Source organism: Photobacterium sp. GB-50 (genome assembly GCF_003026755.1).
Taxonomy (GTDB): Bacteria; Pseudomonadota; Gammaproteobacteria; order Enterobacterales; family Vibrionaceae; genus Photobacterium.
In genome coordinates, this window is record NZ_PYNX01000002.1 from 341423 (window position 1) to 353342 (window position 11920).

The following is an 11920-nucleotide window of genomic DNA, read 5'->3' on the forward strand; positions in this document are numbered from 1 at the left end:
TTATATTTTTGTCATGTTTTTTGGGATGAGATTCTTATTCTTTATTTTCTTTTCTTTCAGAATTTGTGAACATTTAGATCTTTACTATCAATGATTTTTATCACTTTTTTACGAAGTACTGTTCTATTCGCTCATTTTTTTCCTTCATATTGTAATGTGGGGTAGAATTAGAAATATATTCCTTTTTGTTCTCTTATTTGAGTTATCGACATGTCTGAAGAAATTGAAGTTGAAGCAATTGGTGTTGAAGTTTCAGCTCAACCTATCGAATTATATAAAGTGTTAAAGATAGCCAACTTAGTCAGTGGTGGCGGTGAAGCAAAATATGCCATCTCTGAAGGTTATGTTGCAGTAAACGGTGAGCTTGAATTACGTAAACGTTGCAAGATATATGACGGTGATGTGATTGAGTTTAATGGTGAGTTTTACGTTGTGTTGTGCGACCAGCCAGTACAAGAAAAAATGATGCGTGTTGCAGAGGAAAAACCAAAAGCATCTCCTAAAGCGGCGTCAAAAAAAGCAAATAAAGCTGCTGATAAGAAAAAGAGTACTAGCAAACCGAATACTGCAGGAAATCGTTCTGTAACCAAAAAAGCGGCCAACAAAGCTGCTGATATAAAGCCAGATACAGCGACTGGTCGTAAGCCAATTAGTTTTTAAGATAAAACATTATTATAAACAAGGCGCGCAATGACGCGTCTTTTTCTTGCCTGATTAATGAGAAGGGATGATGAATAAACAATTTATTACGCTAGGTTTAGTGATTAGTTTTAGCTGTTTGAGTGGAAGTGTGTTGGCTGCAACTGTTTCATCGTTAACAACTGCTGAATGTCAGGCAATGTCAAAAGTTGGCGTGATGTCGAGCTCGGCACCAGTACAGTGCCAACGTTTGAAAAAAGTGACATTTAAATATCGTGATTTTTCTAATCGTATTCACACTAATGGTCAAATTATTGTAATGGATGCAACAGCGCCTTATGTGGGTAAAATTTTCGATGAATTATATCAACAAGGATTTCCAATTCATAAAGCGGTTCCGATTGAAAAATATCGCGGTGATGACACGGTATCGATGACAGATAATAATACTTCTGCTTTTAACTATCGCCCAGTAGAAGGGACGAGTAGTTTATCGCTTCACGCCTATGGTGCAGCGATTGATTTAAATCCGGTGCAAAACCCATTTGTGACTTTTGCGCGCGCAGGTCAGGCAAAATATAGCCCCGTAGAAGGGACAAAATATGCTAACCGTGAAATCTATCGTTATGGTAAACCAGATAGAAAAGGGATGGCTGAAACAGTCGTCGATATTTTTGCACGTAATGGCTTTTTATATTGGGGCGGTTTTTGGAATTCGCCAATTGATTATCAGCATTTCCAATTATCTAAAGATATGGCAGTAATGATGTCGCAGATGACAGCACAGCAAGCAACACTGTTCTTTAAACGTTATGTTGAGTGGTATAACAGTTGTAGTCGTATGTACCCCAAAGCCTATAGCCAGTATAAGTTTAATGATTACACTAATTACCTGAAACATAAGCTGGGTGTGTCTTCGATAAGTAAAGCGTATCAGGCTAACCCAAGTAAGGTTATGGCGCAGATTGAGCAAGTCCCTTTGCGTTCAGAGATTTGTGTTAAACGTTAATATTAATCGTACAGCCTTTAGTTGGCGCTTTAGGCTGTATTTCTCCACGATTATCGTAACCACTGAAAGTCATAATGGTAGAGATTTTTTTCTCTGAGTTTTCTTGGTTAACCCGAGGTTGGGTCGGCGGTATTTCGGCTTGCGCATAACGCATTTTTTTTGCGTTATTATTTACTAAATATACGGGAGCGATAGTAAACGTTGACATATGGCCTCCACAACTTAGTTTTATTTAAGATGTGCAAGGTTAATAGGTGGTTAGATGTCATTCAACGTAGTGGCTGTTAGGATATGGTCATTTGTTGGTCAGAGGAATGTTAGCTTCTTGTTCTTTAAGTAAATTAGTTTAACTTTGTGAATGTCATTACAGTTTGAATAAGTAAACGGCAGCTAAGAGCTACCGTTTTATGTCAGAGCTTTAACTATGTTATTTAGGTAAGCCTTCTGCAATAGGGTTGTTTTTATCTGCGCTCCATTGATACCACCCACCATCAAAGACACTGATATCTTTCCATCCCATAACATAAGCATAGAAAAATGCCTCAGATGCTCGCCAACCAGTACCACAGAAAAAGGCGACTTGTTGGTTTGGTTTAATATTCCATTTCGCCCATTGTTTCGCGATGAGGTAACCACTTTTCATTGTGCCATCTGGGTTATTAAAATCTTGCATATGGTAAGAGTCACTACCAGCGTGTCCCCATTTAGCCCCTTTGATACGACCTTTAGGCTTGATGTAATCATAGCCACTGGTTTTTCCAATATATTCTTGCCAAGTACGAATACTTACGAGTGAATGGGTACTTTGGGGTTCTTTTAGTATTGTTTTTGCTTGCTGGAGATCCGTCAGGTATTGAGGGTTTGCTGGAATCGTTTTACCAAAACTCACATCGTCGTGGTTTTCATTAATGAAAGCTTGGGTCGGGTAATGTGCGTTTTCCCACGCATTCCAGCCGCCATTGAGTAGTCTTACATCCTCAACGCCAGCATACATTAGAAAGTTAGCAAAGCGTGCTGCTGACATATTATTACGAGCATAGACAATGACAGTGGTGTTATAACGAATGCCTAAATCAGTAATGACTTTTTTAAGATCATTATTACTGACTTTATTCCACCAAGGCTTGCTTTCAATATCATTGGTATTGACATACAGCGAGTTGGGGATATGTGAAAGTAAATATGTGGACGGTGGACCCCATTCAACTTCAACAATTTTATAGCCGTGCTGTGGTGCGTACAATGGCTGCTGGTGATTGATTAGCTGATCTAACCATTGTGCAGATACTAAGTGTTTAAAGTTTTTAAGTGCTTTCAGTTTGCCTACATAGTCCGTAACGGGCTGATTAATTGTAGATATAGCGCTAAAACCTTGTTGTTTGAGTGCTTCACTCATTGCCGTCGTTGAGGTTTTATCGCCATACAGGACGGTTGGTACTTTCGGAGATAGCTGACGATTTTTAAGTAAGCTTGATAGCTGAATCGGTGTTAAAAGAGTGAGCCATTGACTATCAATATTGACAGCGTTAGGGATATGACCACCTCGAGTTGCATTTCGCTTTGGCCAACCGTTGAAGTAATTGCTGTCTCGACAATCAATAATTTGTATTGCTTGTTTCGTCTGCTGAGCTTGAGCTAGTTGCTCAAAGGTTTGAATAGGAGGTGTGACAGTGTTTGCTGCCGCTAAACATGGCATGCTAATCACAAAAAGGCACGTAATAAAAATTTGATTTAAAGAGCGCATATAGAACCTGTTTGATCTGCCATCAGGGCAAACGAGGCGACATTCTAGCGAAAATAATTTGTAAGACAATTGATGGCGATTAATTAAATCATCATCTGATTATAAAAATAGATGATGATGGGATAAAAAGTAAGTGGAATATAGAACAAAGCGAAGACACCAGTTCTAGTTTCAATTAAAGCTGGTGTGCATGAATTACTGAGTTATTTGGTACACTGTTTTGCCATCGTTAATCGTAGCTTGGATTTTAATATCTTCGATTTTTAATGGATCTATTTTCAGCGGATTATCTGATAATATAACGAAATCAGCTTCTTTCCCTACTTCAATTGAGCCTTTTTTATCTTCTTCAAAGTGTTGGTATGCAGGCCAAATTGTCATCGCTTTCAATCCAATTAATGGGCTTACACGTTCTGTAGGACCAATAATATCGCCTGTACGAGAACGACGATTAACTGTTGCAGATAATACGCGCATTGAATCAGGCAGAGCGACTGGCGCGTCATGATGTGACGAGAATTTAATTCCTTTATCGTAGACCGTTTTTGTCGGTGAAATAAATTCAGCGCGCTCAGGACCTAAAACAGAATCTCGGTGCCAGTCTCCCCAGTAATAAGTATGCATTGGGAATAACGATGGGAAAATTCCTAGCTCTTTTAAGCTATTGATTTGATCTGGACGAATGGTTTGTCCATGGATTAGGACTGGGCGACGATCTTTCTTGCCGTATTTATCTTCAGCTTGTTTTACTGCGGCGATAAAAACATCAATGGCAGCATCGCCATTGGCGTGAGCAAGTATTTGCCAGTTATTTTCAAAGGCTTGATCGACGTATTTGAAGGTATCGTTATTTGAAATAGCAGAATAACCGACGTAAGAGCCATCTTTGCCTTTAGGAGGCTCAAAGTAAGGCTGAGTTAACCATGCTGTTTTACCTTGTGGTGATCCATCAATCGTGAGTTTTGCACCACCGATACGGAAGTTATTCTTGTAGTCATTACTTAGGTAAGGGCCAGAAATGGTTTGGCTTGCGATCACGATATCAGGATAGGCAACGACATCAATTGGGGAATTACCTTCTTCCGAGACTTTTTGCATGATCGGCATAATGTTAGGAAATGCACGTCCTTCTTGGCCTGTGGTATAGCCAAATTGACTATAGAGTTCCATTCCCGCTTTGAAGATTTTTTCATTATCTTCATTACTCATATTAGCAAGTACTTTACCTAATACATAATAGAACGCATTTTCTTCTAACGTCCCATTAGGTTGTTGAGATCCTTTTTTACGTACAAAAACACCACCTTCAGGATCTTCAGTTTTATCCGTGACACCAGCAACTTCCAGCGCTTTATTATTTACTGCTGCAAGGTGGCCTGATTGGTGGATCAGAATAACGGGTAATTCTGTTGAGATTTTATCTAAATCTTCAGCTGTAGGGTGACGTTTTTCGGTTAGTTGTGAATCATCATAGCCAAAGCCAATAATCCAGCCTACTTTATCACTACGCTCAGGAAAGTCTTTATGCCATTGATTGGTTAATTCAATCAGGCTATTAATGTCACGACCTTCACCATCTGGTGGGGGTAGTAAGTTAGCGGATAATGCTTGTAAGCCTACATTGAAGACATGACCGTGTGCATCAACAAACCCTGGAATTAGTGTATTACCCTTTAAATCAACAATATTTGTTTCTGCATTCTTGTGCTTTTCAATATCAGAAAGACTACCTGTCGCCAGTATTTTTCCATTTTTAACTGCAACGGCTTCAACTTCAGGCTGTTTATCATTGATTGTAATAATATCGCCGCCGGAGTAAATCGTATCGGCATGATGCACTAATTTTGCTGGTAAAGTGGTTACAGCAGCAGAGGTAGGTTTAGTAACTTGCTGTGGTTCAATACTTTCAGTTTTAGTTTTTTGGTCGCATCCAGAAAGTGCCAAAATAGCTGGGATTGCCAAGCTGAGATAAGAGCGTTTAAACATATAATTTCCTTATAATTATCCGCAAAATAAAGTTTTTTTTACTTTAGGATGCAAGCATAGACGATGAGGTTACTGATTTCACAATTAATGTAACAATTCGTGATGTTATTATTTATTTAGTAACTTATTGAGAGTAAGGAACTAATTAATAAAATGTCGGTCGAATTAATCCAGTAACTGTTTATCTGATAACAGTAAGTGGAAAATAGAGGAATGAAAATGAGATGTTTGGTGCTCTTATTTGTAGGAGCTATCGCAACATTTAGTACAACGCTCATGGCAGCCGATAATGCCGGCTCAGATTGCCATTTAGTGACCTCTAATGTTGATATATTAATTTGTAAAGATCCTAAATTATCACTGTTACATAAGCTGATGGTAGACATGTATCAGCAAGTTTTAACCCAGTCGATGGTAAGCGAAGCTTCTGTGATAAAGGAAACACAGAAAAACTGGTTAGAAACAAGAAAAGGTTGTTTACATCAATCTGATGCTCAACGTTGTTTAGTGTCAACTTATCATTCTCGCTTAGATAATCTTACCGCTATTAATGCCACCGTTCTGGCACCACTTGCCACATATAGTTTTCACGATTTAAAAGATGCTCGCTATAACGGTATCGAAGATATTGGTACACCGATTAAATTACAGCATGGTTTATGGGCAGGAGAACCGTATCAACCTGGTGGTTCAGTCATGCCACAAGTCATACTGCTTGATGATATTAAAGCTGTGGGTTCACTGACGGAAAGTAATAACAAAATGGCAGTGGTTTTATTAAATTACTCACCGGGTGGAACAGGGCAATATTTGTATATAGCTGTTGTTGACAAAGAAAGTGGCCATTTAAAAAATATTGCGACTCAGTTTGTCGGCGATCGTTTTCGAGTTAAAGATCTAAAAATATTGAATAAGAAAATTATTTTAGATGTTATTCAGCCGGGTAAAAACGATTCAGCTTGTTGTCCTGGTGATGTGGTTCAACATGTCTGGCATTTAGATAGTCATAATCAATTAATAGAAGAGCCGAACACACGAAAAATTGTTCGTTTAACCCCAGATATTTTATCTAATACTGAATGGAGACTAGAAAGCTGGCGTTATGGCGATCCGGTGAGTGCCGAAAACGATATTCGATTACGTTATATTAATGGACATTTTACTGGTTCAGTTGCCTGTAATAATTATACGGTTTCCGTTACATCAGAGCCGCGTCCGGGCTTTATTAATGTATTAAAGCAGCATACATTGGTGACTGAAAAACAGTGCAATAATCCTTTAGCTGCAGAACAACAACAACGATATTTAGAGCAATTAGGTGGGGTGAGTCAATTCACTTATTTCGCGGGTAAATTAGCGCTTTCATATCAAGTCAACGGCCAGTTGGGGGTAATGATCTTCTCCAAAGAGCCATCCTCATATAATCAATAATCTTTTGTAACCCATTGATAAGAAGTATCAATAGACGTTGATACTTCTTATTCTTAAACTTATTAATTATTCAACCATAACTCAACAGCGCGTTGCGTTGAGGGAAAAGCAAAATTTTCTAGTTTGATATCTTGTTTTTTTACCCACAGAATATCAGCAACATCATCCTGTACCGTTAGTGTTGGTTTATCTAATAATTGATGACTAAAAAAAGTATCACAGGTTTTATATTCAATATTTTTGTAGCAATACGTATTACTGAATGAGCCTTGGTATGTGAAATCAGTCAGCGTTAAGTTGAGTTCTTCCTGTATTTCTCGTATTGCTGCTTGCTCTAAGGATTCATTAGGGTCAACAAATCCGCCAGGTAAATCCCATAATCCTAATCCTGGATTTCTACCTCTTATTGCTACCAGTAACTCATCTTCATATGACAGCGCAACCATAACAGCAGCCGCTGGGTTGTGAAAATAGGTAAAATTACAGGCGCTACAAGTAAATTGCTTATCGGTTAAACGGGTTAAGCTTGATTTGCCACACTGCGGACAAAAACGGGCTGTATTTATACTGGTCATCTTTCTAGTGACCATCTTTTTCTAACCAAGTAAGAATAAATTGCGCAATAGACTCAGGATCATTGATATTTAGCTGCGGTAGCGGACATAGTTGAGTATCTGCGTCAGTAGCAAATGCGATAATGTAAGGATCGTTAGGATACAATAAGGGTTTATTGTAAGACGGACGATGAATTTCTATTTTAGGAAAAGCTTGCTCTCTGAACCCCTCAATTAATACAAGATCGAGTTTGCTGTGATCGAGTTGCTCTAAACAGTCGTTAAGTTCAGGATCTTTACGTTCATCTTCTGGGTATTCAAAATAAAGCATGTGGCGTGATTTTGTTGCCAGTAATGTTTGCCCGCAACCCGCATGACGTAATCGATAAGAGTCCTTACCTGGTACATCAGGTTCAATGTCATGATGACTATGTTTTATTAAACCTAATCGAATACCACGTTGCTTGAGTAACGGGATTACTTTTTCTAATAACGTTGTTTTTCCTGAGCCACTAAAGCCCGCAAAGCCAATCAGAGGAGTGGGAGAAGTAATCATAGCTATTTTTAGGTCAAAATACAGTGTCAGTAATTATATCGTTAAATGATGGGGAAATGCAGCAATGCGCTGTATTTACTAACGATTAATTAAAGTAAGTCTTTTATTACTTATGTGTAGTGTGTCTTAAAAGTAATCCTTATCTATGAAAGTTTTGTTGTGTTATGAGTGACGGTCTAAAGTTAAAAGGTGTGGGCATTCTTTAAATAGTTATTGGGTTGTTGTCACAGTAGGGACATTGATGATTAACAGCATAGTTATAAAGACAGGGAGTGTGAAATGTGGGCAATACTTGATTTTGAGGCATCAGGTTTATCTGAACATTCATATCCGATTGAGGTTGGGTATTCTTTACCAGATGGAACAAACAGTAGCATGTTAATTAATCCGCTATCTGCATCCGATAACTGGTCTCATTGGGATAAAGATGTTCAACACAATATCCATAAGATATCTCGGTCAATGATTGAAGAGACTGGGATGCAAGTAGTGGATGTTTGCCAACATTTAAATACGACTTTAGGTCAATATGATTTGGTTTTATGTGACAGTGAATGGGATCTATTCTGGCTGGGGCGTTTATACCATGCAGCACATATGCGTCCATCTTTTGTGCTTACAGAGGTAAGCCATTGGTTAAAAAATCAAAATGGACTGGGTCAGGTACACTTTAAATTGGCTTTAGATAACTTAGGGGCGATGAGGCATCAAGCAGGATATGATGCAAAACAAATCCGCTTAGCGATAGATACATTGGTTAAGTCATCTTAATTAAAATTTTATCTTTAGAAAAATTAAGTTACGAGGTTTGTATTTGTAAACATGGGTTAGATGTTTACAATGCCGTTTTCAATGATTGATAACGAGATAACGTGTGGCAGAGTTTTTACCAACCGTTTTAGAAACAAAACAATCCTTACGTGTGGCTATGTTTAATGTCGCGATGTCTGAGCCAGAACAAGGGCGTATTTTTCAGCAAACATCGGGTTTAACTAATAAAAGATTTCAGCGACTCGCCGCTATTATCCAGCATGTTAATGCTGATGTTTTGTTACTGTGTGAATTTGATCACCCTGGTAATGGGGGCGATGATGGTAGCCTTGATAATTTTTGTCAGCATTATTTATCTCATTCTCAATATCAACAATCTGCGATTGATTACCCTTATCGCTATTGCCCTTCATCCAATACCGGCCTAATAACCGAAATAGATCTAAACGGTGATGGTCTCTGCACGTTACCAGAAGATGCCCAAGGTTACGGTGAATTTCATGGTCATTTTGGTTTTGTTATTTTATCTAAATGTCCACTGCAGCAAGAGAATATTCGAACGTGGCAGCACTTTCTTTGGAAGGATATGCCGAATAACTTAATGCCTGTCGATTATTATTCAAAAGAAGCTCAGCAGATATTACGTTTATCTTCTAAAAATCATGTTGTTGTGCCTATTGTTGTTGAAGATAAAGAAATTAATTTACTGTGTTGTCATCCAACCCCTCCTGTGTTTGACGGTAACGAACGTCGAAATGCAAAACGTAATCATGATGAAATCCAGCTTTTAATCGACATCATTAATGATGAATCCTATTTAGTTGACGATAATGATCAAGTTGGTGGATTAAAACCTGATGATGCCTTTATTGTAATGGGGGATTTAAATGCTGATTTAGATGATGGCGACGGATTTAAGGACGCGATTAAACACCTACTGAAACTCGATAAAATAAATACAAGGGTTAGTAGTGGCAAGCAGACGCCTAAAAGTGAAGGTGCAAGGCATTATTATCCTTGGCAAAAGCGTACTGGCCGTAAAAATGAGTGGACGCATTTAGCTGGGTTGCGGTTAGATTATGTGTTGCCGTCAAGAAATTTAGATGTGATAAAAACGGGGGTTTTTTGGCCGGATAAACATGATTTATTACGTGAACTTATTTTAGATTGTAAAGGTAGAGAAAAGCCTTCTGCAGGATCAGATCATCGAATGGTGTGGGTTGATATTAATATTGCGGACTAAATGACGATGTGATCATGTTGGCATATTTATATTATAACAATTATTTAGAGATAAAAGTTAACAGAGATAGTAATACCTAATGTTACTCTTCACCCTGGTTATTTTTCGGGGGGAGTCATTATGCGTTTGGTACTTAGCCGCTATTGGTTTTTCTGTCTTTTATTTTGTTGGTCTGTTGCGGCAAATAGTTTACAGCTTAATCCGACATATCGACAAAGCGCTAATCAGATCCGCCAAACCTTTGAGCCTCAGTTATATACATTGCCAGCCTATACAGCGGGGCATTATGGCTTACGTATGTATCGGCAGTCGTTAGATCCTAAATACGCAGCCGCGATATGGCAGGACATGGCGCGAGTTGCGAGTAACTTAAATCGCTATTCAACAGAAGTTGTGACACCTGAGCAAGTACAGCGATACAGTTTAGCGCGATTAGCGAATTATAAAACATCACCTAAAGAGCGTAGCCAACGTCGATATAAAGCGACTCAAACGATGCCTGAATATGTATATTTAGGCGTTGGGTTGCTCGGCTCAATGGCGCGTGCCGATGAGTATGGATTAAAGCATCAAAATGATGCGCAATTAAGGCAGGTTCTTCGCCGTTATGATTTTAAAAAATATGTTACTGATCCTGAAATGATCCAAGCGTGGGCAGCACAACTTGCAAATCAAGTCTATTGGTTAAGACAACTGGGTGAACAAGATGTGGTGAATGATTTCATTATTGCTTTTCGTGAAACTTATCCTGATAGTCAAGACAATCAATTATCTTCTCTGCAATACAGCAATAAAATTTATGGGTTAACGCATATTATTTTTGCGGCATCGAAATACTATCAATTACCGCTCCATGAAAAAGATCATCAATGGATTTTTGATTACTACCGCAAAAATATCGATAAGATTATTGCTGAAACGAAAGAGGATGTTATTGCAGAGGTCGGGATTAACTTTTTATTGGCAGGGTTAGAGGCAGATCCCGTAGTAGAGAAAACCCGCAAGGTGATTCAGCAAGCAATAAATCCTCAGCATGGAATGATCCCATCAGTAACGGGTGATATAGATTTAGTCTCTGGTGAGCACCGCAATGTACTTGCGATAATGTTACTCGATTGGAAAGAAACGCATTTAGCGCCGACGCTAAGCGACCATCCTCAAATGTTCAAGCATATACCGTATGGATTGATTGCAAAATAGCATAGGAAGGGTAAAGGTATATTTACGCATAATAGAATTGATTGAGAATCAAACAATATCAATTAAATATTTTGACAAAGTACCGGAAAGGTTTGAATAAGCAAGCAACAGCAGTTACTGCTGCTTGCGTAGGCTGTTAGAAATATTTACTACGAATTTTGGCGTATTTTTCTTTCAGTGCGCTAGTTGTGAAGGTTTTAACAACCATATTGGGTGACCAATAGCTTGGTGACCACCCCGCTTTTTGTTTCAATTGCTGAATAAAATGATCTGGTGTGATCCCTTTTCTCCACGCACTTGGTAGCATTGTTGTTTGCGTGTAGCGATCAATTAATACAATACCTTGGCGATTGCTAGGTATTTGTAAGTGTTCGACTAAGGCCTGATGAGAGTGAATTGGCAACGTTTCAAGTGGCGATAATACTTCGATTTCGATTGTTAATTCATCAAGTTGTTCTTCAGAAAGAGGCATAAAGCGACGGTCTTCGTATGCACTAGCCACGGCTTTATTATGAACTTCTATGACTAATGGACGCGAAGCAATAGTTGTCCCCATAGAGCCTTGCAATGCATTATTCACCTCTAAGGTAACAAAACATGCTGCATGTTGTTGCATCTTTCGCGTGTAATGATTAAGCCGAGGTGCATTTATCGGACGATCAGAAAAATGGTCATGAATAGCATTGCGTGCAATATCCAGTAATTGAGTTAACTCACCTTTATTATATGTTTGTGGTGTAGCTATTATATCCACAACTCTCTCCTTAACTCTGTAATGACAGAGCAG

The 11920-nt window shown here is 38.6% G+C and carries 12 protein-coding genes; 6 read left to right on the top strand and 6 right to left on the bottom strand.

Annotated elements, in window-relative coordinates:
- Window positions 1-210 precede the first annotated feature (210 nt).
- Entirely contained in the window at window positions 211-660 is a 450-nt protein-coding gene (locus C9J41_RS04145) for an RNA-binding S4 domain-containing protein (protein ID WP_107259619.1), read from the top strand.
- Between the two features lie 67 nt (window positions 661-727).
- On the top strand, window positions 728-1648 hold the full coding sequence (locus C9J41_RS04150) for a M15 family metallopeptidase (protein WP_107287124.1): 921 nt from the start codon (window positions 728-730) through the stop codon (window positions 1646-1648).
- Here C9J41_RS04150 and C9J41_RS04155 read toward each other — a convergent pair.
- The 3 genes from C9J41_RS04155 to C9J41_RS04165 all read right to left on the bottom strand — a co-directional run bounded on the left by C9J41_RS04155 (window position 1638) and on the right by C9J41_RS04165 (window position 5378).
- A complete protein-coding gene (locus C9J41_RS04155) occupies window positions 1638-1856 on the bottom strand; it encodes a hypothetical protein (RefSeq protein WP_107245966.1) in 219 nt (72 codons plus the stop codon). The genes C9J41_RS04150 and C9J41_RS04155 overlap by 11 nt on opposite strands.
- Window positions 1857-2075: 219 nt before the next feature.
- The gene (locus C9J41_RS04160; RefSeq protein WP_233217673.1) at window positions 2076-3344 is read right to left on the bottom strand and encodes a rhodanese-like domain-containing protein; all 1269 of its coding nucleotides are present in this window, start codon (window positions 3342-3344) and stop codon (window positions 2076-2078) included.
- Window positions 3345-3587: 243 nt separating this feature from the next.
- Complete coding sequence (locus tag C9J41_RS04165; RefSeq protein ID WP_107206254.1) at window positions 3588-5378, bottom strand: amidohydrolase; 1791 nt, start codon at window positions 5376-5378, stop codon at window positions 3588-3590.
- A 213-nt stretch (window positions 5379-5591) separates the two neighbouring features.
- Between C9J41_RS04165 and C9J41_RS04170 the strand changes: the two genes are divergently transcribed.
- Window positions 5592-6809 (top strand): META domain-containing protein, encoded by a 1218-nt coding sequence (locus C9J41_RS04170; RefSeq protein WP_233219055.1) that lies wholly within the window; start codon window positions 5592-5594, stop codon window positions 6807-6809.
- Window positions 6810-6871: 62 nt separating this feature from the next.
- Here the strand turns inward: C9J41_RS04170 and C9J41_RS04175 are convergent, their stop codons facing one another.
- Together C9J41_RS04175 and mobB are read right to left on the bottom strand one after the other, a co-directional pair.
- Window positions 6872-7384 (bottom strand): NUDIX domain-containing protein, encoded by a 513-nt coding sequence (locus C9J41_RS04175; RefSeq protein ID WP_107294254.1) that lies wholly within the window; start codon window positions 7382-7384, stop codon window positions 6872-6874.
- Window positions 7385-7388: 4 nt separating this feature from the next.
- A complete protein-coding gene (gene mobB / locus C9J41_RS04180; RefSeq protein ID WP_107245969.1) occupies window positions 7389-7919 on the bottom strand; it encodes a molybdopterin-guanine dinucleotide biosynthesis protein B in 531 nt (176 codons plus the stop codon).
- Between the two features lie 279 nt (window positions 7920-8198).
- Between mobB and C9J41_RS04185 the strand changes: the two genes are divergently transcribed.
- The 3 genes from C9J41_RS04185 to C9J41_RS04195 all read left to right on the top strand — a co-directional run bounded on the left by C9J41_RS04185 (window position 8199) and on the right by C9J41_RS04195 (window position 11133).
- On the top strand, window positions 8199-8690 hold the full coding sequence (locus tag C9J41_RS04185) for a hypothetical protein (protein ID WP_107206258.1): 492 nt from the start codon (window positions 8199-8201) through the stop codon (window positions 8688-8690).
- A 103-nt stretch (window positions 8691-8793) separates the two neighbouring features.
- Window positions 8794-9933 (top strand): endonuclease/exonuclease/phosphatase family protein, encoded by a 1140-nt coding sequence (locus C9J41_RS04190; RefSeq protein ID WP_107294255.1) that lies wholly within the window; start codon window positions 8794-8796, stop codon window positions 9931-9933.
- A gap of 120 nt (window positions 9934-10053) precedes the next feature.
- The gene (locus C9J41_RS04195; RefSeq protein WP_107287121.1) at window positions 10054-11133 is read left to right on the top strand and encodes a DUF3541 domain-containing protein; all 1080 of its coding nucleotides are present in this window, start codon (window positions 10054-10056) and stop codon (window positions 11131-11133) included.
- A 136-nt stretch (window positions 11134-11269) separates the two neighbouring features.
- Here C9J41_RS04195 and amrA read toward each other — a convergent pair whose 3' ends face one another.
- Window positions 11270-11887, bottom strand: a complete 618-nt coding sequence (gene amrA / locus C9J41_RS04200; RefSeq protein WP_107206261.1) for an AmmeMemoRadiSam system protein A — start codon at window positions 11885-11887, stop codon at window positions 11270-11272.
- Window positions 11888-11920: the final 33 nt, after the last annotated feature.